Origin of the sequence: Mangrovibacterium marinum (assembly GCF_003046625.1) — a bacterium.
Classification (GTDB): Bacteria; Bacteroidota; Bacteroidia; order Bacteroidales; family Prolixibacteraceae; genus Mangrovibacterium; species Mangrovibacterium marinum.
Genome location: NZ_QAAD01000013.1, coordinates 1 through 23,641, shown reverse-complemented (window position 1 = coordinate 23,641; position 23,641 = coordinate 1). Strand labels below are relative to the sequence as shown.

At 45.7% G+C, this 23,641-nt stretch carries 17 protein-coding genes; 15 read left to right on the top strand and 2 right to left on the bottom strand.

Annotation, left to right across the window (positions count from 1 at the left end):
• The first annotated feature begins 33 nt into the window (after window positions 1-33).
• Together fucP and C8N47_RS12705 are read left to right on the top strand one after the other, a co-directional pair.
• Window positions 34-1,344 (top strand): L-fucose:H+ symporter permease, encoded by a 1,311-nt coding sequence (gene fucP / locus C8N47_RS12715; RefSeq protein ID WP_107822950.1) that lies wholly within the window; start codon window positions 34-36, stop codon window positions 1,342-1,344.
• A gap of 238 nt (window positions 1,345-1,582) precedes the next feature.
• Window positions 1,583-2,575 carry a GntR family transcriptional regulator gene (locus tag C8N47_RS12705; RefSeq protein WP_107822948.1) on the top strand — a complete coding sequence of 331 codons (993 nt, stop codon included), beginning with the start codon at window positions 1,583-1,585 and terminating at the stop codon, window positions 2,573-2,575.
• 514 nt (window positions 2,576-3,089) lie between these two features.
• Here the strand turns inward: C8N47_RS12705 and C8N47_RS12700 are convergent.
• Both C8N47_RS12700 and uvrA read right to left on the bottom strand, forming a co-directional pair.
• Window positions 3,090-4,871, bottom strand: a complete 1,782-nt coding sequence (locus tag C8N47_RS12700) for a hypothetical protein (RefSeq protein WP_107822947.1) — start codon at window positions 4,869-4,871, stop codon at window positions 3,090-3,092.
• Between the two features lie 666 nt (window positions 4,872-5,537).
• Window positions 5,538-8,336 carry an excinuclease ABC subunit UvrA gene (gene uvrA, locus C8N47_RS12695; protein WP_107822946.1) on the bottom strand — a complete coding sequence of 933 codons (2,799 nt, stop codon included), beginning with the start codon at window positions 8,334-8,336 and terminating at the stop codon, window positions 5,538-5,540.
• Between the two features lie 154 nt (window positions 8,337-8,490).
• On the opposite strand from uvrA, the gene C8N47_RS12690 reads away from it, so the two are divergent.
• From C8N47_RS12690 to C8N47_RS12630, 13 genes are all read left to right on the top strand, one after another.
• Complete coding sequence (locus C8N47_RS12690; RefSeq protein WP_107822945.1) at window positions 8,491-9,084, top strand: RNA polymerase sigma factor; 594 nt, start codon at window positions 8,491-8,493, stop codon at window positions 9,082-9,084.
• 72 nt (window positions 9,085-9,156) lie between these two features.
• Window positions 9,157-9,363: a hypothetical protein gene (locus C8N47_RS12685; RefSeq protein WP_107822944.1), complete on the top strand. Its 207-nt coding sequence runs from the start codon at window positions 9,157-9,159 to the stop codon at window positions 9,361-9,363.
• Between the two features lie 252 nt (window positions 9,364-9,615).
• Window positions 9,616-10,479 carry an SPFH domain-containing protein gene (locus C8N47_RS12680; protein WP_107822943.1) on the top strand — a complete coding sequence of 288 codons (864 nt, stop codon included), beginning with the start codon at window positions 9,616-9,618 and terminating at the stop codon, window positions 10,477-10,479.
• Window positions 10,480-10,733: 254 nt separating this feature from the next.
• The gene (locus tag C8N47_RS12675) at window positions 10,734-11,405 is read left to right on the top strand and encodes a Crp/Fnr family transcriptional regulator (RefSeq protein ID WP_170111387.1); all 672 of its coding nucleotides are present in this window, start codon (window positions 10,734-10,736) and stop codon (window positions 11,403-11,405) included.
• Between the two features lie 139 nt (window positions 11,406-11,544).
• Window positions 11,545-12,651 (top strand): hypothetical protein, encoded by a 1,107-nt coding sequence (locus C8N47_RS12670; RefSeq protein WP_107822941.1) that lies wholly within the window; start codon window positions 11,545-11,547, stop codon window positions 12,649-12,651.
• 75 nt (window positions 12,652-12,726) lie between these two features.
• The gene (locus tag C8N47_RS12665; protein WP_107822940.1) at window positions 12,727-13,113 is read left to right on the top strand and encodes a hypothetical protein; all 387 of its coding nucleotides are present in this window, start codon (window positions 12,727-12,729) and stop codon (window positions 13,111-13,113) included.
• Window positions 13,114-13,136: 23 nt separating this feature from the next.
• Window positions 13,137-14,075, top strand: coding sequence for a DUF5777 family beta-barrel protein (locus C8N47_RS12660; RefSeq protein WP_107822939.1), 939 nt, complete (start codon window positions 13,137-13,139; stop codon window positions 14,073-14,075).
• Between the two features lie 125 nt (window positions 14,076-14,200).
• The gene (locus C8N47_RS12655; RefSeq protein ID WP_107822938.1) at window positions 14,201-15,010 is read left to right on the top strand and encodes a cytochrome c3 family protein; all 810 of its coding nucleotides are present in this window, start codon (window positions 14,201-14,203) and stop codon (window positions 15,008-15,010) included.
• A gap of 121 nt (window positions 15,011-15,131) precedes the next feature.
• The gene (locus C8N47_RS12650) at window positions 15,132-15,749 is read left to right on the top strand and encodes a cytochrome b/b6 domain-containing protein (RefSeq protein WP_107822937.1); all 618 of its coding nucleotides are present in this window, start codon (window positions 15,132-15,134) and stop codon (window positions 15,747-15,749) included.
• A 127-nt stretch (window positions 15,750-15,876) separates the two neighbouring features.
• Entirely contained in the window at window positions 15,877-17,379 is a 1,503-nt protein-coding gene (locus C8N47_RS12645; protein WP_107822936.1) for a NapC/NirT family cytochrome c, read from the top strand.
• 146 nt (window positions 17,380-17,525) lie between these two features.
• Window positions 17,526-18,017, top strand: coding sequence for a cytochrome c family protein (locus tag C8N47_RS12640; protein WP_107822935.1), 492 nt, complete (start codon window positions 17,526-17,528; stop codon window positions 18,015-18,017).
• A gap of 109 nt (window positions 18,018-18,126) precedes the next feature.
• Window positions 18,127-21,228: a cytochrome c biogenesis protein CcsA gene (locus C8N47_RS12635; RefSeq protein ID WP_146161523.1), complete on the top strand. Its 3,102-nt coding sequence runs from the start codon at window positions 18,127-18,129 to the stop codon at window positions 21,226-21,228.
• Between the two features lie 641 nt (window positions 21,229-21,869).
• A complete protein-coding gene (locus tag C8N47_RS12630; RefSeq protein ID WP_107822933.1) occupies window positions 21,870-23,042 on the top strand; it encodes an OmpA family protein in 1,173 nt (390 codons plus the stop codon).
• The last annotated feature ends 599 nt before the right edge of the window (window positions 23,043-23,641 follow it).

The following is a 23,641-nucleotide window of genomic DNA, read 5'->3' as shown; positions in this document are numbered from 1 at the left end:
CACTAAACCAATAACAACTAAAACAAACCTAACGTGAGAACCAAAGAAAAAATAGTACAAGCGGAATATATCCTTCCGTTTGTACTTATAACCAGTTGCTTTGCCCTTTGGGGCTTTGCCAATGATATTACCAACCCGATGGTCGAAGCCTTCTCCCGCATCTTTAATATGGGGGTAGGAGGCGGAACCTGGGTACAGGTGGTGTTTTACGGGGGCTATGGAGCCATGGCGTTTCCTGCCGCCTTTTACATTCGGAAATATTCGTATAAATCGGGTATCCTGATGGGCTTGGGGCTTTATGCTACCGGTGCCCTTTTGTTTATTCCGGCCAATGCTATTGGGCAGTATTATCCTTTTTTGATTGCCTATTTTGTGATGACCTGCGGTTTGTCGTTTCTGGAAACCAGCGCCAATCCCTACATTTTGTTTATGGGAGCCGATAAAACAGCAACACGGCGATTGAACCTGGCGCAGGCCTTTAACCCGATGGGCTCGCTAACCGGAATGTTTGTGGCCAAAACTTTCATTCAGGCACGTCTCGATCCGCGGGGAGCCGAAGAACGGGCATTGCTCAGCCCTGAGCAGTTTGAGACGGTAAAAAGTCACGATCTGGACATTTTGAGTTCCCCTTATGTGGCAATTGGCGGGGTGATTATTGCGGTGTTTCTAATTATCCTGTTGACTAAAATGCCCCGGAACGAAGAGTCGTCGCACGACTTAAACCTCTGGGAAGCATTGAAGAACTTGCTTCGGGTTCCCCGCTATTACGAAGGGGTTGTGGCGCAGCTTTTCTATGTCGGTGCTCAAATTATGTGTTGGACGTTTATCGTGCAATACGGACAGCGTATTTTTATGGAGCAATTTGGAATGACTGCCGGCGATGCTGCTCAAAAAGCACAGGCTTATAATATTGTGGCCATGGCTTGTTTCCTGGTTTTCCGCTTTATTTGTACGTTTTTGTTGAAGTATATCCGCCCGGGACGTCTGCTGATGATTTTATCGGTTGGTGCAATTGCCTTGTCGCTGGGCGCGATCTTCCTGCATGATATCCGCGGCTTGTACTGCCTGGTAGGGATATCGGCCTGTATGTCGCTGATGTTTCCAACAATTTACGGCATTGCTCTGCGCGGGATGGGCGAGGATGCCAAGTTCGGAGCTGCCGGCCTGATCATGTCGATCGTTGGCGGAACATTCCTGCCCAAAATTCAGGCTTATATTATCGATCGGGAAACGATCCTGAGCTTACCCGCAGTAAATGTATCCTTCCTGATTCCGCTGATCTGTTTTGTGGTGATTGGCATTTACGGGTATCGCACCTTTACCATTCATTATTATGCGGACTGAAAACGGAGCAGATCTAAATACCGAAACCAGCGTCCTGCGTGGTAAAGCGGTTTTGTTCTCTGCAGAAAATCGTATTTTTGCCCTGAATAGGCGGGAGGACGCGCTGTGCAGCCTTCCGAAAATAGCTAAGGCGATCCGTTTCCGGATGTTTTGGTTGCCGGCTATATTCAGATAAGTTGATGGATTTTTGGCCTGAGTTGCATCTGCGGTTCAGGCTTTTTTTACTATAAATGGAAATATGGGCTTTCAATTTAAATACGACGAAGGGGTGCCGCAAACCAAAATTCAGCAGTTGTTGCACGCCATTACCGAGGCCATCAGTAACGGCGTGCTGAAGGAGGGGGAGCTGATGCCGTCGGTGAATCAGCTGAGCAAGTCGGGCGGTGTGTCGCGCGATACGGTGTTTAAAGCGTACAGCATTCTGAAACAACGCAGCATCATCTCGTCGACGCCAACCAAAGGCTATTTTGTGAATTCGGTATCCTTTAGGGTGATGATGTTACTGGACGATTTCAGTGCTTTTAAGGAGCAATTATACACCAGTTTTCGCTCGAATTTGCCCGATAATTATGCCGTCGACTTGCTGTTTCACCATTACAATCCCGATGTGTTCGATCAGTTGGTGCAGAACAGCCTGGGCCGCTACAGCATGTATGTTGTGATGAATATTAAGCATAGCCGTCTTGAAAAAGTAGTGCGTAAAATTGATCCCAACAAGCTGTTGATTCTGGATATGGGAACACCCGATGGGGATGATATTTCCTATATCACGCAGGATTTTCAGGCCGGACCGATTGCTTGTTTAAAGCAAGTTGTGGACCGGCTGCAAAGTTACCGGCAGTTTAACCTGGTATTTCCGGCAAGCACTCCGCATCCGGTTGAGTTTGTAAAGGCTTTCGATGCATTCTGCAAGGAACATAAGCTAAAGCACCAGCTGATCGACGATTTGTCGAAACGGACGGTTCAGCCCGGGCAGGCTTATCTCACCATTAAGGAAGAAGACTTGGTGTATCTGCTCAAAAGTTGCAAGGCACAAGGGGTGAAAACGGGCTCGGACCTTGGCCTGATCGCCTACAACGATACCCCGTTGAAGGAATTGGTTGGTGCGGGGATCACCGTGATCTCGGCCGACTTTGCAGAGATGGGAGCCAAAGCCGCCCGCTTTGTGGTGTCGAAAGAGAAGATTTTTGAAGTGCTGGCTCCGAAGCTGATTCTGCGCGGATCGCTTTAGACCAAAATAAAGATCCATCCGGTTTGTAGCGATCTGGCCTTTGTGCTCTCATCAACATTCAGAAAAACAACCGTGCTTCCCTGGAATTACCAACATCAATGAACCTCGTGGATTTTGGGATATCCGGATTGTCCGGGGTGTCCTGTTGTCGTGGTTGTTGGGTTGTCATCTCCAAAAGTATTAACCAGCAAGAAGGAGTTCTGATCAATGCCAAAAAGTCGGGAACCGGTTGGCCTGGTTTTATCGGGGCCGGAATCAAACGAAAAGCTTCCTGCAATCCCGGAGGGATGCAATTTGGGTAGCTTAACGACGACAGAGGGAAATTCCGTCCCGTACGGGACGGGAGAATATTCGTGTTGCCTTTGGTGCTACTGATATCCTGTTGTCGGGTTGTCGATCCACATCTAATCAAAACCAGCTACTGGCATTGCGGCTTAGCGCCTCTGGGTAGTAAGACTTTCAACAAAAAAGCAGGATGTTGGTTCATCCTGCTTTCTATTTTCGTTCAATGGGCTTAAATTGAAAAAGCCGCAATTTTTTTACTAATAGCTTCCAGCTCGGCAACCGCGCCTTGTTTCATTTCCTGAATTTTGGCGTCGTACTTCGTGAAAAGCTGCTGGTAGTATTCAATGCCGTCCTGCATGTTTTTGCGGAACGAGCGATAATACGAAGCCTGCTTCTCGTCGGGGGTATGCTTCAATTCGTCGAGTTTGTTTTCCAGATAATCGACATACATCCGGAGCTCTTTCACGAATAGGTTTGGCCGTTTAACGCCTTCCAGCAGGTTGCATTTGCCGTAAATATGACCGACCATATCCTTCAAACTGCTTATTTTATCGAAGTAAGCCAGATTGGGGCCCGGACAAATACTCACGCCCCGGCGCGGACTGTCGGGCGCAATTTCGTTGGCCAGGTAGGTCGAGTTGGTCAAGCCTTCGCACAGACATTCCTTTTCGGCCAGTTTGTCAATCTGCATTTGTTTGCATTCGGCCGATAGGTCGCTGGCCTGAATCTGGTCGATTTTCAGGTTCTGATAGCGGCGTGAGGCCGTACAGATGGGCTGATCGGTAAACTCGGTGTTAAACACCAGGTAGCGTTTGGTACACGGAAAGCCGACTTTTCCTTCGGCCAGGGTGTGCTCAATTGCTTTTTGCTGGCTGCTGCCCCGTACATTGTTAAAGTGAACGCCCAGTGGCGATGCATCGCTCAGGTAAAAATCATCTTCGCCCGATTTGCGCAGTAGTTCCTGGCTGTATTTATCGACCTGGCAGGCCTCCGGAACCAACATAAACGGGCTTCCCCAGCCAATGCTGTCCAGTTGGTACTCGTCCAACAGAAAGGCGTGTTCCTCGTGTGTGCCAACACCGCCCTGCGCCGTGATTTTCATCTCCGGGATAGCCTCGAGTGTTGCTTTTCCTTTATCTTCCAATCCTTTTTGGAAAACCGCGAAGACGGCTTCGGCCAGCTCGTTGCGTTTGGCTTTAAATTCGTCCAAAATGGGGCCCAGCAAATAGCCTTGGGTGGCAAAAGCGTGTCCGCCACAGTTCAGCCCCGACTCGATTCGGTATTCCGACACCCAGATTCCTTTTTTGGCCAGAAAACGGCCTTGAATCAATGCCGAGCGGTAATCGCTAACCTTCAGGGTGATTTTCTTCTTAAATTCACCTTGAGCGTTGGGGTAAAAATCGTCGAAATTTTCAACATAACTGTATAAGCGCGGGTTCATCCCGGCCGAGAGTACCAGCGACGAGCTTAAGGTGCTGTTTGCAAATCCGCGCAAAGCAGCATGAGCATCGTTGAACTCCGAGGGGAGTGCTTCGCCGTCCTGGTAGTTTACCTTGTCCAGTTTGGTCATGATGTTCACATCGATGTCGCCTTTGGACAGGTTTTTTTGCAGCCAGCTTTTCACGTCGGCCAGGCTTTTATTTTCCATCATGGCATGAAACTTTTCCCGGATGCTTTTGGTATCGGGCAAAAGCTCGAAGTATTTTTCGAGTTCACTGCTTTTCTGGTGGAAATTTTCAACCATCTCATCAAACTTATCCCCAACCAGTTTGTCAACCATGTTCAGGTAAGCGGTGATGCGTTTGGCGCGAAAGTCTTCTGCTTTTGTTGAAATTTCGTTAAACGGCAGGTTAAACTTGTGACTGTAAAATTCCCTCATTTTTTCAATCAGGAAGTCGTCGACAATTGAAATCACCGACGAAATGCCCAAGTGGGCAACTTTTACCGGTGTGTCAACAGTGTATCCCAGTCCCATGACCGGGATATGAAAAGAATGTTTCTTAATATTCATTTGTATCGTGTTCTGACCCAAGGATAATACTTTACGATAAAGCATTCCCCTGAGTTTCTATTCCCATTTCATAGTTCAGCGGGCAAAGTTATTCTTTTTTGGAGGAAAGCCTATTTGAATGCGTCTAAATTGCAATAGATCTGCGTTTATGCACTATAAGTTACATGATTTTTTGGGATGAAGGGCCGATTGTTTCGTTTTTGTGTCAGTACAAAAATGAAAACCCGTCGGGTAGGACAAAGAATCCTCTTTGCGCAAAATGTTGAAACGAAAGTAATAGGCTCTGAAGTGTTCGTGGAGGAACGTTCATCGAAAACTTCTGCACTCTCGGCTAACTCTCCTCCTGATTTGAACCCATCCTGGCGGATTGCGTCAAATCGGTCCCCGCTCGGCATACAGAGCAGTGTGGGGTGCGCTCGGCGGAGTTAATTCACAGAACCGCGGTTGTTTTTCACAGAACCGCATCAACTTTTGCCAGAACCGCATCCACTTTTCGGAGAACCGCTGTTGCTATTCACAGAACCGCACAAACTTCTGACAGAACCGCACGGATTTTTCGCAGAACCGTGCGGTTTTGTCAATTATTGAAGCGTTTGGGGCGGCAGCTCAATTATCTGCAGTTGGTGCAGCGCTTTGCTTAAGCCGATGTGGCAGTTGCGCCGGTGCTTACAGCTTTTCCTGCAAGGCTTGGCCGGTGAACGAGGCCTGGCAGTTCACCAGATCTTCCGGGCTGCCTTCAAACACGATATTGCCGCCATTTTTTCCGCCTTCGGGGCCCAGATCGATGATCCAGTCAGCCGATTTTATCACATCCAGGTTGTGCTCGATAATGATAATGCTGTGGCCGCGGGCAATCAGCGCGTTGAAGGAAACCAGCAAAATGTTGATGTCGTGAAAATGCAGGCCGGTTGTGGGTTCGTCGAAAATAAACAGGGTAGGGCTGTCCTTTTCCTTGGCCAGGAAGGCGGCAAGCTTCACCCGCTGGCTTTCGCCGCCCGATAAGGTCGACGAGCTTTGCCCCAGCTTCACGTATCCCAGTCCCACATCCTGCAAAGGTTGCAGCTTGTGGGCAATTTTCTTTTCGGTGGTGCTTTTCCCCTCGCCAAAAAAGTCGATCGCCTGATTAACGGTCATTTCCAGCACATCGTGTATGTTGCGGCCCCGGTATTGCACGTCCAGCACATCGTCCTTGAAGCGTTTGCCATGGCAGCTTTCGCAAATAAGCTGTACATCGGCCATAAACTGCATTTCAACACTGATCACGCCTTCACCCTGGCATTCTTCGCATCGGCCGCCATCAACATTAAACGAAAAATGGGCCGGCTTGAAACCCTGAAGTTTCGCGGCTTTTTGCTCGGCAAAGAGCTTGCGGATTTCATCGTAGGCTTTCAGATAGGTCACCGGGTTCGACCGCGACGATTTGCCAATGGGATTTTGATCGACGAACTCAACGGCTGTCAGGCGCTTAAAGTCGCCTTTTATGGCATCGTGCTGACCGGTTTTTTCGGTGTAGGTGCCAAAAATTTTCGCCACGCCCGGGTATAGAATCCGGCTCACCAGGGTCGATTTTCCAGAGCCGCTTACCCCGGTAACGGCCGTAATGGTATTGAGCGGAAACTTAACCGAAACATTTTGCAGGTTATTCTCGCGGGCACCCACCACTTCGATGAAGTCGTTCCATTTGCGGCGTATTTTGGGGACTTCGATCTTTTTTCGTCCGGTTAAATAATCGGCAGTCAGGCTGTTGGTGGCTTTCAGCAGGGCCTCATGATCGCCCTGAAAAACCAGTTCGCCACCATGTACGCCGGCTTTGGGGCCAATGTCGATAATTTGATCAGCCGCGCGGATGATTTCTTCGTCATGTTCAACCACCAGCACCGTGTTGCCAATTTGCTGCAATTTGCGCAATACCTGAATCAGGCGCTCGGTGTCCTTGGGGTGCAAGCCAATGCTGGGTTCGTCCAGAATATATAAAGAGCCCACCAGGCTCGATCCCAGCGAGGTGGCCAGGTTTATGCGTTGCGATTCGCCGCCCGACAGGGTGGACGATAGCCGGTTTAAGGTCAGATAGCCAAGTCCCACATCGCACAGGAAGTTCAGCCGGCTGGTAATTTCCAGCAAAATTCGTTTCGCCACCTGGGCGTCGTGCTGGCTGAGCTCAAGCTGCCTGAAAAACGGGCGCAACTCATTCACCGGAATCAACACCAGTTCCTGAATCGATGTGCCACCGACTTTCACGTAGCCGGCCGACTTTTTCAGCCTGGTGCCTTTACATTCGGGGCAGTTTGTTTTGCCGCGGTAGCGCGCAAGCATCACCCGGTACTGAATCTTATAGGTATTGCTCTCCAGCATTTTGAAAAAGGCATTGATGCCTTCAAAATATTGGTTCCCGCTCCAAAGCAGTTGTTGCTGGTCGGCCGTGAGTTCATAGTAGGGTTTGTGGATGGGGAAATCGAACTTCGAGGCATTACGGATTAGTTGCTCTTTGTAGCTTTTCATGGTTTCGCCCCTCCAGCATGCCACAGCATCCTGATAAACCGACAGGGCTTTGTTGGGAATCACCAGATCTTCGTCGATGCCGATCACTTTACCGTAGCCTTCGCAGGCCGGACAGGCTCCCACCGGGTTATTAAAGCTGAATGTATGCTCAGTGGGCTCGTCGAACTCCATACCGTCGGCCTCAAAGCGGTTCGAGAAGTGCTCTTCGCGATCGCCCGCGTCGGTGTATACTTTTATAATACATTCGCCATGCCCTTCGAAAAAGGCGGTTTGTATCGAATCGGCCATCCGGCTGATGTTGTCTTCGTCGCGCCTGGCTTGCAAACGGTCTACAACCAGCTTGCATTGGCCGCTGCAAGCCGACAGTTCATTTTCTTTCATCAGCTCATCAATGCGTTGGATGCCTTTGGGGGTTTCAATTCTCGAGAAACCCTGCTGAAGCAGCAGTTCGGCTTCTTCTTCCATGGTGCGACCGTTTTTTGTTCGCAGCGGAGCGCAGATCAGCAGCCTGGTTTCCTCCGGAAAAGTACCGATAAAATCCACCACATCTTCCACTTGGTGTCGCTTAACCTCGGTGCCCGATACCGGCGATATTGTTTTGCCGATGCGGGCATACAGCAGCTTCAGGTAATCGTATATTTCGGTCGATGTGCCAACCGTCGATCTTGGATTTCGGGAGTTCACTTTTTGCTCGATCGCAATGGCGGGCGGAATCCCTTTGATAAAATCAACCTCCGGTTTGTTAATCCGGCCTAAGAACTGACGGGCATAAGAGGATAAACTTTCAACATAGCGCCTTTGGCCTTCGGCATATAAGGTGTCGAAAGCCAGCGATGACTTTCCCGATCCGGAAAGCCCGGTGACGACCAAAAATTTGTTGCGGGGAATTTCTAATTCAACGTTCTTTAAATTGTGTACACGAGCACCTTTTATATGGATATTTTGTCCCTTTTTATTGTCAGTCATTCTTTTGTGTTAAATTTTATTAAGAAAAAATTTGCTTTTTTAACAGAAATCCAAGAATTTTACAAGTACGCAAATTTAATAAATACTTTTACTCACCTTTTAAACTGATTGCCTATAGAAGAATTTTACTTTTATTAACTAAGATTATAAAGTAATGTTCAGCACACAAACTGAGAACGACAATATGCTCGTTCAAAACTTCATTAGAGGTGATCAGTCTTCTCTCGAGATGCTTATTCAACGCCATAAGAATCGGGTGTATACCTATATATTCTTAATTGTGAAGAACCAGGCATTGGCCGAAGACATCTTTCAGGATACCTTCATTAAGGTGATTCGCTCGTTAAAGACCGGTAAATATACCGAAAATGGCAAGTTTATCTCCTGGGTTTTGCGCATTTCGCACAACCTGATTATTGATCATTTTCGGAAAGAACGGCTGCTAAATACCTTGTCGAACGAGGATTCCGAATTCGACTTGTTTAATTCGGCTAAGTTTTCGGACGAAAACATCGAAGAACGTCTGGTATTTGAACAAATTACAGCGGATGTCCGCCGTCTGATTGATGAACTGCCCGAGGATCAGCGGCAAGTAATCATTATGCGCCACTACCTGGGTTTAAGCTTTAAAGAAATTGCGGAGCGCACCGATGTGAGCATCAACACCGCACTGGGACGTATGCGCTATGCCTTGATTAATCTGCGGAAGATTATCGAAAAAAATAACCTGCTACTGACAAAAATATAGAAGCAGATCAGGCAATATTCCGATTAAATAAGCGTTAGGGAAGTGTAAGTAATACATTAAAACCGAATGCTTATGGGTAATATTTTTACTTGGTTTGATTTTTTAGATGAATCACAGGCAGACCTGGAAGCTTGTTTCGACAACTTGTCTGAAGACCACGAGCCACAAGCATGGCAAAGTCCATCGGCAGACAGTCTGAACAGGATTCTGAAGTTTGTCGAAGTTTATGAAACACTTGAAGTCAAGAGCTTTGGTGTGGCTGAAATTTACAAAAATTAGTTATTGATCTTAAAAACGGATAAAGAAGCATCTTGACAGAGATGCTTTTTTTATGGCTGCAAGTCGATGAAGGCAAAACGCAAGGCTATGAGCTGTTGACCCCGGAGGCTGAACGATTCTCGTTAATTTGAAATCAACAGGACAACAGCATCTGTGAGGCGCTTAAGTTTTTCATCTCCGTTGGTCATTCGGGAGAATCGTAAATACGCTATTTGAAGTTGTTGATGTTGAAATAATCTAAATCTAAACGCTATGGAAAAATTGTATTCTGCCGTTTCGGGCTACCTGGTTGCTGGTCTCGAGCTACTGCTTGCTCTGTTGGTGGTATTTGGTTTGATCCGGGGAATGGTATTGCCGGGAGCATTGCTCATTGTTCTTTTTTTCTTTATACTTCCGGGTTTTGTTATCGTAAATCCCAACGAGAGTGCGGTTTTGGTGCTCTTCGGAAATTATAAAGGAACCATTCGCGCCAATGGCTTCTTCTGGACAAATCCATTTTTTGTGAAAAAGAAAATTTCGCTCAGAGCCCGAAACCTCGACAGCGAGCCAATTAAGGTCAACGATAAAATTGGCAACCCGGTGATGATCGGAGTGGTGTTGGTTTGGCGGGTGCAGGAGACTTTTAAGGCTGCATTTGATGTGAACGATTATTCTCATTTTGTCGATATCCAGACGGAGGCTGCTATTCGCAAACTCGCCGGATTGTACCCTTACGATAATTTCGAAGATGAAGAAGCCGAAATCACCTTGCGCAGTGGAGGCGAGGAAGTAAACGAGGAGCTGGAGCGCGAAGTTGCTGAACGTTTAAAAATTGCCGGGGTAGAAGTGATGGAAGCCCGGATAAATTATTTGGCTTATGCCCAGGAAATTGCCCAGGCCATGTTGAAACGCCAGCAGGCAACGGCAATAGTGGCAGCCCGCTTCAAAATTGTTGAAGGAGCTGTTAGTATGGTCGAAATGGCACTGGATGAACTGCGAAAGAAAGAAATCGTCGATCTCGATGAAGACAAGAAAGCCACGATGGTGAGCAACCTGATGGTCGTACTTTGTGGCGATAAGGAGGCTACGCCGGTGGTGAACACGGGGAATATTTCGATGAAGGAGCAAATTCGGTAATTCGCCGATATTTATTGTGTTATAGAGCATTTCTTTAGTGCTGAAATCTGCTAATTTGCTCGGTTTCAGCACTAATTTCGGTTGCTCGTATGGAGTACGGATGAGAGGAGTGGTTTCGGTATCGGATATTTCTCAAATTCTACTAATTTTAATATGAATTTATGGAAGAATGTAAGTTTATACATAAGTCCTGTTAGCCTATGTTTGATGACTCACTAAAAAAAGATTGCGTAAGCTGCCAAAAGAATTGTTGCGTGAAGTGCTTTCCCGAAAGCGAGGCGGTTATTTTTCAGTCGCTTTCGACGGATGAACTGGAGTATTTGATGCAATGCAAGCAACACATCATTTTCAATCCTGGCGAAACAATCATCAAACAAAAAACATCAACTACCCATTTTGTTTGCCTGAAGCAAGGGATGGCCAAGATGGTGGCCGAAAGTTCGCGAGGGAAAAACATCATCCTGAAAATACTTCCCGGCCACAGCCTGATTACGGCCGGGGGCGTGGTTAGCGACGATATTCGCCATTTCACCGTAACGGCAATCACCCGGGTTGAATGTTGTTTTATTGATTCGGAGCGACTCCACAAGCTTCTGGAGCGCAATAGCAAATTTGCCTACGAGTTGTTAAAATATAACAATAGCCAAAATATTCAGATGCTCGAAAGCTTGGTTGGCCTCACGCAAAAGTATATGCCCGGGCGCGTTGCAGATACCTTGCTGTACCTCAAAAATAAGATCTACCAAACCAATCCTTTTGAGTGTAACCTGAACAAACAAGAGTTGGCCGAAATGTCGGGTATGACCAAGGAAAGCTTCATTCGCAGTTTGAAGGAACTGGAGCTTTCGGGTATTGTGCGGCATAACCGACGCGAAATTGAAATTCTCAACGAAGAAGATCTTGTTATGATCAGCAAGAATGGCTGATTGATATATATCAATTTCAGGGCCTTCTTATATCACTTGCCGGTATATTAGTTCTAACATTTTCATTTATAACTTTAAATCATTGGATTTATCCGATGATTGAGAAACCTGATTAATTGAAGTGTTAAAACCTAATATTATGAAAATCAAGACACTATTCCGCTTATTAACGATTGCAGCCTTGGTGCTGTTTGTTATTCCTTCATGTGTTAAAGAGGGCCCTCCCGGATTAGCAGGTGCCGATGGTTCAAATGGTACAAATGGTTCGGATGGTGCCGACGGAGAAGTTGCATGTTTGGTGTGTCACGGCGGTGACAATCTCAATGAAATACGAGGTGAGTTTGCAGTATCTGAACATAGTGCAGGTGCAATTGCTGTCGATTATGCCGGAGGACGGGCCAGTTGTGCTCCCTGTCACTCTCATGAACAATTTGTGCAAACGATGACACTTGGTAAGGTTAATGGAGATATCGCAAATCCCAGCGCATGGCAGTGTAGTACCTGTCATGGGATTCATGCTACTTTTGAACAGGAAGATTTTGCTCTTCGCACAACAGCGCCAGTCGATATTCTTGGGACAAGTTATGATATTGGAAACAATAGTAATTTGTGTGCAACCTGTCATAAACCTCGTCGAGGTTGGGACGATTATGATGACCTGTCTCATCCGGATTCCGTGATGGTGACCAGTACTCACGCTGGTCCGCACCATGGACCACAGGCTTCTTTAATGATGGGAGTTGGAGGTGATCACAGGATTGGTTCAATCGATGCATCTGTTATCGGACCTTCACCTCACGGATCAAACACGGAGAAAGGAACTTGTGTCGGATGCCACATGTACGATGGCGAAGCAGGGGACGAAGGAGGTCATACTTTCTGGCCGTCATTGGAGTCGTGTCAGGAATGTCACGAAACGGATGATTTTGATTATAATGGAAAGCAAAAAATAATTAATGATTTGTTGGCTGAGTTGGCGGAATTGCTCGAAAATGAAGTAGGGCAGCCTATTAAGGAGGTTGAGATAGACGGCGAAGAACAATGGGTTGTTGAGTCCGGAACAGTAACAGGGATCATTCATGAAGAAGATGGCGCTTACCATCCGGTTGTTGGTCAGTTTAGCCGCGACGCATATTCTGCTTTCTGGAACTTTATAACAATCTATGAGGATCGGAGCCACGGAGTTCACAATCCGCCCTATGCTGAAGCTTTGCTGCATAATTCTATTGAAGTGCTAAAGGACTAAACGATTCTACGAAGAAGAAAGCTTCTGATTCTGGAAGCTTTTTTCTTATCAATTGAAAAGCTAAATAATACGCTTATGAAAAAATATAGCCTATATCTGATTGTTGTGTTCCTGGGCTTTGTATTGAATGCTTGTGTGTATGATTTTGTAGCACCCGAAATTGTGACGGAAATACCGGATGATCAAGAAATCAGTTTCGCTACCGATGTACTTCCTGTTTTGACGTCTGAATGTGCGAGTTGCCACAATTCCGGAGGACAGAGTCCAGACCTGACATTGGGGAACGCTTATCAGAGCATACACACATCCAAATACATCGATTTGCAGAACAATGACCCTGCGGCAAGTCTCATCTACACTTTTGTGGCTCCTGATGCATCAACGCATAGCTGGAAACATTATACAAGCTCACAAGCACAGTTTATCCGACTCTGGATTGAACAGGGCGCGAAAAACAATTAGTGTAAACTCAAAAGAAAGATAATATGAAAAAGAAAATTATATATATCCTTTTAAGTCTGTTGGTTTGCGCTAATGTATTTGCTCAGGACACTGAAGAGAATGTATCGGTGGGGCCTGCCTTTGAAAACGGTACCTTAATCGATGCGCAAACGTCCTTTATCCCGGATGTAAAGTCGTTGGAGTTTATTATTCAGCACAAGTTTGGGCCGATTGATAATGGCGATGCTGATTTCGATTTGTTTGGCATCTATGCGCCCGGAGCGAACATCCGGCTGGCACTAAACTATGTGCCGGCTCGTAACGTGCAAATTGGAATGGGGATTACCAAATCGAGCGATTGTGTTGATTTTAACGGAAAATGGACGATTTTGGAACAAACCGAGAATAATAAGATTCCCTTCTTTGTTACTGTTTTTGCCAATACAGCAATTACTTACGAGTCGAAAGATGATTTGGGTAGCCTCATGGATTATGACAATCCGTCAAGTCGTTTCGATTATCGGTTGAGTGATCGGTTTTCGTATTTCGCCCAAGTGTTTGTAGGTCGTAAATTTACCAATGCCTTATCGGTGCAAGGGGGAGTGAGCTTCTCGCATGATAATTTGGTGGATGCCTGGCACGATCACGATCGGGTGGCCCTGCACCTGGACGGCCGACTGAAATTCTCCGGTCAATCGTCCTTTATTTTCAATTTTGGGGCACCGTTGAGAATTGACAAAATATCGGAACAACATCCCGATTGGACTGCGGCGAATCCTCCTCATCCCGATTGGAAAGGACCCTATAATCCGAAACCGAGTTTAAAATTTGGAGTTGAAATTTCAACGTTTACCCACGCATTTCAAATTTATGTGGGAAATGCCAATGCCATTTTGCCGCAATTCGACATGATGAACAATTACAATAAACCGTTCGATGGTTTAGCCTTTGGCTTTACGATCACCCGTTTGTGGATGTATTAAATGAATTAAAAATGAAAATAACAAGTGGTAATATCCGGAGCTCGGGTATTACCACTTTTAGCTGAAATTCAGCATCGACACCAAACCAACGACTAAAACAGTATCAACTGAAAAACGCTGAATTAATGAGGATTATACTTCTGATATTACTAACTGTTTGTTCGGGACTTTTGATTTCGGCCAAGGCGCAATATTACGACAGTCCCCGGGAGCACCAGTGCTTAAAGTGCCATTCAACCACTTCGTACTCCTTCCATAACGATCTGATGGATCGCGAAGAGAAGAGGTTGATGAATCCATACTACGTATTGGATACAGTGGCTATGCGCCGTGGTGTTCATCAGGTTTTCGACTGTACCGATTGTCACTCGTACGAGTATTCCACTTATCCGCATCAGGCAAACCTGAAGATGGAGCCCCTGGCTACTTGTCTGGATTGCCATGGTGGCGATGAGGCTTTTGCATCGTACCAGTTTGAGCGTATTGATGAAGAGGTGCAAAAAAGTGTGCACTTTCAGGTGTACGGCGAAAGCTTTAGCTGTTCAAAATGCCACGACCAGCATACCTATCGGCCAATTGCCCGCACGGCCAGCAATGTGAAGGAAATTGTTGATTACAGCAATAAGATGTGTTTAGCCTGCCATGCCAACATGAGTCGTTACGAAATGGTTGCCGGCCATGAAAAACCGGAACTGGTTCAGGTGCATAACTGGCTGCCAAATCAAGAGCTGCACTTTCAGAATGTTCGGTGTATTGAGTGTCATACCGAAGTGGCCGATAGTTTGATGGTTTCGCATAATATTATGCCCAAAGAACAGGCTGTTCGAAATTGTGTCGAATGCCACTCTGCCAATTCCAAGCTAAAAGCGTCCTTGTATAAATATCAGAATTTGCAAAAACGGGATGGCGCTTTCGGGAATATCATTTCCAACTAGTCTTATGTTATCGGTACCCATCAGGTTCCGTTGCTGCAAACATTAAGCTACATCATTCTGGCGCTGGTCTTTGTGGTAATCTTTATTCATTTAGCATTCCGAATTTTAAACCGAAAATCAGATGACAGCAAATAAGTTATACTACTACCCACTTTGGTTGCGTATTTGGCATGGCATCAATGCACTTGGCATTTTGCTGCTGATTTTGACCGGTATTAGTATGAATGCCGGTGTTTATTCAAGCAAGTTTTTAGCATTCAATATGGCAGTCGACCTTCATAATGTGGCAGGTATTGTCGTAACAATCAATTACCTGGTTTATTTTATCGGCAACCTGGTCACTCCGAATGGCAAGTTTTACATTGTGAAACCCCGGGCTTTTTTTAAACGACCGGTCAAGCAAGCCTATTATTATGCCTGGGGAATGTTTCGGGGAATGAAACCACCTTACCCCTTGTCGGAGAAGCGAAAATTTAATCCGCTGCAAAAATATACCTACATCGTAGTGATGTACCTGGTGATGCCTTGCCTGATTATTTCCGGTTTTGGGCTTTTGTTTCCCGAAATTATTATTGAAAAGGTCTACAACGTGAGTGGTATTTTTCTGACAGCTGTGTTTCATTCAGCTTTAGGTTTCTTTATTTCAATTTTCCTGATCATTCACCTGTATATCGCCTCAATAGGAAAGAATCCGCTGGATAATTTTAAAAGCATTCTTACCGGCTGGCATCATGTTTAGCTTGCACGGCGAAAAGGAGCCAATGAAGTGAGGGGTAGTTCTGAATTGTAGCCTGTGTTTTCGGACCAGCTGCTGTCTGTTTTGCATAGAGTGGGCTTGTTGCCCGTGAACCAATGAACGAAATATTATGAAACTTCCATCGTCAATCAAGAATTGGATTTCGATTACCGGCGCAGTATTGGCAATTTTCAATTTGGCTTCCATACTGTCCCTGATGTTGTTGAGCTATTTCTTCGGATTCGGCGGTTCGTACATCGGCCTGTTTATCTACATTGTTCTGCCGGTGTTCATGATCCTGGGCTTAATCTTGATCCCGGTGGGAATGCGACTATACCGGAAAAAGGCCCGGAAAGCAGAGCAGGAAGGCAAACGTTTGGCCTGGCCGGTGATGGATTTTAACAATGTGGCTGTCCGAAATGCATCGATCATCTTTATCGTGGGAACCGTTTTTCTTTTAATTATATCGTCGGTGGGGAGTTACGAGGCCTTCCATTATACCGAATCGGTTGAATTTTGCGGCAAGTTATGCCATCAGGTGATGGAGCCCGAATATACAACATATCACGGCTCGTCGCACGAACGCGTGGCTTGCGTGGCCTGTCACGTTGGCTCCGGAGCCAGCTGGTATGTTAAAAGTAAAATGTCGGGTCTTTACCAGGTGTATTCGGTACTGGCTAACAAGTACCCCAAACCCATACCAACTCCCATTGCGAACCTGCGTCCGGCGCAGGAAACTTGTGAAGAATGTCACTGGCCGGAGAAGTTTTACGACTGGAAACTGCGTATCCAACATTCCTTCCTGGCCGATGATCAAAATACGGAAAATATCGTTTATCTTCAGATCAAAACCAGCTCCAAAAACAATTCCCACGGGATCCAAAAAGGAATTCATCAGCACATTAGCCCCGATGTTAAAATTGAATATAAAACCCTGGATGACAAACGTCAGGTCATTCCCTGGGTGAGATACACGAACACAAAAACAGGTGCGAGTGAGGTGTATACTGATCATGAAAATCCGGTAAGCCAGAGCCTGTTGGATTCAATGGAAACCCGCGTGATGGATTGCCTGGATTGCCACAACAGACCATCGCACGACTATCAGGTTCCGCAGAATTTTATCGACAAGTTGATGGCCGAAGGAAAAATTCCGAAGACACTGCCAAGCATAAAGCTCTTGGCCGTGACGGCGATGAATCAGGATTATTCAAGCCGGGATAGTGCATTTTTAGCCATCGATGCACAGGTGAAGGAGTACTACGAACTGGTCGATCCGGATGTGTTGGCAAGTAGAAAAGACGAAGTGGAGCAAGCGATAGCTGCAATTCAGCAAGGCTACGCAAACAATATTTTCCCGGAAATGAAGGTTAGTTGGAAATCCTATGCCAATAACATCGGGCACATGGAGGCTGATGGCTGTTTCCGATGTCATAATGATCGGCATGCAACCCCGGCCGGAAAGTTAATCTCGAAAGATTGCAACTTGTGTCACGATATTCTGGCGCAGGGAATGGCCGGCGATATAACTTATTCCTCCTCTTTTGAATCGTTGGAGTTCATTCACCCGATGGATATTGGCGAAGATTGGAAAACCGAGAATTGCTCGACTTGCCATTCGGCGCTTTATTGATGACATCAATCAATCAATAATCCGACGAAAAAGTTTTGTGAGCTCTTCATTAAGTTTTAAATTTAAGAGATCTGATCAGCAGATCAACACGTGGTATAGTTTATGAAGGAAATGAATTGAAATATGAATCGATTAAATCTAAAGTTATGAATTGCAAAAAAATGATGTTCTTGTTTGGACTGATGTTAATGATCGGTTCGTTTGCTTCGGCACAGACTTATAAATATATTGGTGCCGATAAGTGTAAGATGTGTCATAACAAACCGGCAACCGGCGAGCAGTACAATAAATGGGCTGCAGGACCACACGCCAATGCGCTGAAAAGCCTGGAAGGTGCCGACCGGGAAAATCCAAAGTGTTTGAAATGTCACTCAACAGCGGCGAGTGTCGATCAAAGTTTGGTCGCCACCATTAAGGTCGAAGAAGGCGTCTCCTGCGAATCGTGTCATGGCCCCGGAAGTATATACAAGTCGGCCGGAATTATGAAGAATCAGAAACTGGCGCTGTCAAAAGGGATGATTATGCCAACCGAAGAAGTGTGTAAAAAATGCCACAACGCTGAAAGCCCGACCTTTAAAGGTTTTAACTACGAGGAGTACTCCAAGAAAATTGCTCATCCGAATCCGACACTTCAGTAGTCCATGCGAACTTAAAAGCTGAAAAATTCCTTTGTTTGACCAATAAGCAAAGGAGTTTTTTTTAGTGCTTAGCAAGCTTTTTGAAGCAATTGAAACCAACCAAACAACTATGAAAAAATTATCGACATTCTTGTTTTCCATGCTTACCAGTACCTGCCTGTTGCTGGTGTTTGCCATCGCCATCGCTTATGCAACATTCATTGAGAACGACTATGGCACACAAACAGCACAAATTCTTATCTACAGCGCTACCTGGTTCGAAATCTTGCTCCTTTTAACCGCGGTAAATTTAATTGGCGGGCTATTTTATTACAAAGCCTTCAAACTAAAGCGGTGGAGCATGGTGCTTTTTCACCTGGCTTTTGTGGTCATTTTGCTGGGAGCAGCTATTACCCGTTTTTTCAGTTACGAAGGAACAATGCACATCCGCGAAGGAGAGGCCAGTAATCAGCTGGTGACCCGCCAAAGCTACATTCAGCTAACGGCGACCGATGAGCAGGGGCAAGTGAGCCGCGAAGAATGGCCGGTTGAGCTTTCTCCTTATGCCCATCTCAATTTCGATCATTCCTTTTCTCTCGGAAGCCGTGAATTAACGCTTGAGTTGTTGGATTTTATTCCGGGAGGGGAGGCTCAGATTGTGGCTGATGAGACAGGAAGTCCGGCTGTTGAATTGATCGTGCTGGATGGGGGCATTCGCAAAACAGTCACCCTTGCGCAACATGAAACGGTAGCGTTGAGCGACTTTCATTTGTCCTTTGAAGGCTCCCCGGGAGAGCACAGCATTTTGGTCAAACGATCCGGCCCAGGCCTGCTTGTTCAGGCAAACGACAGTTTAAGTGTTTTGAATATGAATGGTTCGGTCGGCGATCTTGTGGCTCCCGGCGATACTTACGCACTGAGCACACAAAATATGTTTCAAGTGGGCGATGTTCTTTTTGTGCTACGGCGTTATCTGCCCAATGCTCGCAAGGTCCTTGTGGCATCTCGTTCTGAAAATGTCGTAAATCTTCCGGATGGATTGCTCGGTCGCATTACGCAGGGAGCCACAAGCAACGACTTTATCTTGACAGGTCAGCAAGGGGCTGTCAATACCGCGGATGTCTTGATCATGAACGATGTTCGCTACGAAATAAACTATGGATCTAAAATTGTTGAACTGCCGTTTTCGTTGCAGCTGAATGATTTCCAGCTGGAACGATATCCCGGGTCGATGAGCCCCTCGTCATTTGCCAGCGAGGTGACGGTTCTCGACAAAACGAACCAAGTTGAAATGCCTTTTCGGATTTATATGAATAATATACTGGACTATGGCGGCTATCGCTTTTTCCAGTCATCCTACGACCAGGACGAAAAAGGAACCATTTTGTCGGTTAGTTTCGATCGTTTGGGAACAAGAATCACTTACTTGGGCTATCTCCTGATGACCATTGGTATGCTTGCTTCGTTCTTTAACGGCAAGAGCCGCTTTCGCTTTTTGTTGCGGGCAGCCTCGCGGGTAAAAGCAATGAAACGAAAGAGCTTGCCCGTCGCATTAATGCTTCTGATGTTCGTGCCCAACGTGGCAAATGCCGGGACAGGCAATTTAAAAATCGATAAAAGCCATCTCTCGCTTTTCGATCAGCTACTCGTTCAGGATCGGCAAGGGCGGATAGAGCCTGTCAATACCCTGGCCTCGGAAGTATTAAGGAAGCTTACCCGCCAAAGTACGTTTGAAGGCCTGTCGGCAACCGAAGTATTTATGGGGATGAGTGCGATGCCCGAATACTGGAAAAACGAACCAATTATAAAAATATCCAATGGCGAATTGGCGAAAAAACTGAATGTCAAAGGAAAATATGCCAGTTTCAACCAACTGGTCGATCTGGGAAAGGGAAGCTATTTGCTTCGTACATTGGTTGACCAAGCCTATAAAAAGACACCCAACAACCGTTCAAAATTCGATAAGGAAATCATTCAGGTCGATGAGCGCGTGAATATTTGCTATCAGGTTTATAGCGGAGCTTTTATGAAAGTGTTTCCCGATAGCGCCGATGCGAACAAAACATGGTTTACCGAAGCTGAACTATTGGCACAAACCGGAACTTTCGCTCCGCCATTGATGTCTCAATACCTGGAAAATTTGCAGCAGGGCATGAAAAACGGCCATTTTCAGGCTGCGGACAAGGCGCTGCATAAGCTGATTGACTTTCAGAGAGAGCAGGGGGCAGAGCTCATTTTACCGGCTGCAAAGGTGAAGCTGGAGATTCTCTATAATAAATTGAATGTCTTTGGCTGGTTGTCAAAAATATGTGCGCTGATCGGGCTGGTCTTGCTACTTGTTCATCTGACCACAATTTTTAGCAGTCGGTATAGGGTGACCGGACTTTTGAAAGCCGGGAACTGGTTGATATTTCTCGTTTTCCTGGTGTATACGGCTGGCCTCGCGGTGCGCTGGTATATTTCGGGCCATGCCCCCTGGAGTAACTCTTACGAAACTCTTTTGTATGTTGGTTGGGCCACGTTGCTATCCGGCTTTGTGTTTTTGAAAAAGTCACAAATTACGCTGGCCGTAACATCCATACTTGCCGCATTGATTCTGATGGTGGCCGGAATGAGTTGGCTGAATCCGGAAATTACAAACCTGGTTCCGGTCCTTAAATCCTATTGGCTTATTGTGCATGTGGCAGTCATCACGGCCAGTTACGGCTTTCTGGGCATAGCCGCATTATTGGGGATCCTAAACCTTCTTTTAATGATTTTTAGAAATCAACGCAATCTAAAATCAGCTTCGTACACCATTGTCGAAATTGCTATTGTTATTGAACTGTCGCTGATTGTTGGGCTAATACTGCTCACCATCGGTGCATTCATCGGGGGAGTGTGGGCAAACGAATCCTGGGGACGCTACTGGGGCTGGGACCCGAAGGAAACATGGGCCCTGGTCACAATCCTGGTCTACAGCCTGATCATTCACTTGAGAAAGGTACCCGGTATATACAGCAATTATGTGCTTAGCTTTTTGGCGGTGATTGGCTTTAGTTCGGTGTTGATGACTTTCTTTGGTGTCAACTATTACCTGTCGGGAATGCACTCCTATGGGCAGGGCGATCCGCCGCCGGTGCCATCGGGAATTTACCTCGCAATACTGGCTATCCTGCTGATTGGAGGATTCGCTGCCGCTTCGGAACGCAAATTCGGAAAGGCCGAGAAGCTCGTTCGGGTCGATGAATAAAGGCGCTTTGGGGGCAGGTAGTATAGGCCGTTTAGGGGGTAAGTGACACAATATTAGCTGCTTTGGTTGATGAACACTCGGTAGGCCGACAGCGAATGACTGCCATGAAAGCAGGAACTGGAAACTTTCGACTTTTTATTCCGCAGGGTGGCATCCATACATTAAAAGTTAAGATTAAAATAACAACATAAAGATCTTGAATTTTTTAAAGCGCTTAATGTGCTGGAATTAAATGTTTTTTTTTAAGTTTAATCAATCTTAACCGACTGGAAAGTTATTAGTTAAGATTATCTTGTTAATAAAAATGTGACGTTCTGCCAATTTCTTTTGAAAATTATGAAATGAATTTCTGGATATTCAGTATTTTTACTTTTGTAAAGCATTGAGGAGAGGGCTCGAAAATAGTGCTAAAATATGCTGGACGATTGTTATAATTGAATGTTTAGATGAAACTCAATAAAGATTTTTTATTTTCGCAAGGTCGGAATGATAGCGAATCTGTTGTTGAGTGTTTATGATTCATCATTACGATATCGAAAATTTGCTTGTGAAAAAATTAAATGATCAACCAGCTGATAAGGCTGGTATGATATTTGATAATTTGGGAAAATTAATTCGAATTAATATCTAAAAATTAGTTTATGAAAAAGAAGTTTTTACTAATTGCTCTTATTGGTTTTGCATGTTCTTGGGCTTACGGTCAAGATGCAGAAACTGCAAAATTTAATAAATGGTCAATCGACGCAGGCGTTGGTTTGACTAAACCTTGGCAAAACTTTAGTGCCGGTTACTCGGCTCCAACTGTTGGATTCTTGTCAACAGACCTTGGAGTACGTTACATGATGAGTGAAACCGTAGGTATGAAATTGGGCTTCGGGTATAACAAATTCCAGGAAGCCGATGACAGTATGCCATTCGAGACTGGTTTTTACCGTTTCAACCTGGAAGGTGTATTGAATCTTGGTCGTGTGATGAACTTCGAAACCTGGACCAACACATTTGGTCTGTTGGCGCACGCGGGTGCCGGTATCGGTTGGTTCGATTATAAGCGCACTGGCTGGTCTGATGACTATGTTGGTAATGTATTGGGTGGTTTGACACTTCAAGTTAAACTATCGGACCGTGTTGCGCTGAATCTTGATGGTACAACAATTGGTACAATCCGTCAGCAAGGCGGTTTCGACGGTGGCGTAGGTAACAGACACAGCACGGGCATGGTTCTGAACGGAACTGTTGGTCTTTCAATTTACTTAGGTAAAAACAAAACACACGCTGACTGGTACTTGAGAGACGTTCAAAAGTTCAACGCACTTGACTCAAAAATCGCCGGATTGGAATCGCGGGTGAAAGACCTGGAAGATTCAGCAGCTACAAAAGCTGACGTAGAGAAAACTCAAGGCGACGTTGAAACATTGGCTAAAGAAGTTGACGCTTTAAAAAATGTTGAGCCTGCTAGCTACGACGATTTCGTGAAACAATTGGTTAACGATGGTTACATCAATGTTTATTTCGATTTCAATAGCTCTAAAGTGCAAGGTGCTTCAACAAGTGCAATTAACTTCATGAAAGCTTACCTGGCTAAAAATGCAGGTGCTAAAGTTGAAGTTCAAGGTTACGCTGACGAACTGGGTACTGACAAGTACAACGATAAGTTGTCGCAAAAACGTGCCGATGCCGTTGTTAAATTGTTGACAGAAGCCGGAATCGACGGTTCTCGTTTGTCAGCAGTAGGTAAAGGTAAAGACACTACCGTTGATAAGAGCTCGGCTCAAGCTCGCCAATTGGCAAGAAGAGCTACTTTCGTTGTGAAATAAATCAATAACGATATAATATAGAAAAGCCGAAGATTGATTTCTTCGGCTTTTTTTGTGAAAGTCTCTTTGGGTGATGTGGTTTCCAACCGCATCGGGGATGCCTTGAATTGCGATTGAGCTTGAATCAGGAGCCACTACTCACTTTGTAGCAAACCTGTTAGTGACCCTTTCCCCAACCTTTGGTGTTTTTCGCTTCTACTTTTGCGCAATTCGGATCTTTTGTCCTACCGGACGGGTTTTCATCTTTGGCTTGCCCCAAAGACGAAACAGAAAACGCAAGGCTTATTTTTATCCTCAGGTGTCAGCTTCCGAAAGCTAAGTTCAGCCGGGTGATCTCCCACTGTCGGCAGAGCTTCCCGGATTCACTAAGCTTCCGGTTCACCTCTCACCATCGATAAAAAGTAGGCCGGTCCCGCTCCGAGCGAGCTTCAGTCTTCTCTTAAATGCCTTCTGTTGTCTTCCACCTCTTTCATTCCTGTTGGTGATTCCCCGGAGTCATGTAGTTTTTTTCTGAAAGTCACTCACCAAAATATAGTTCGGTTATAAAAGAATTATAATTTTTTCTACGTGCTCACAATGGCAACAACTGTTGGTTCTTA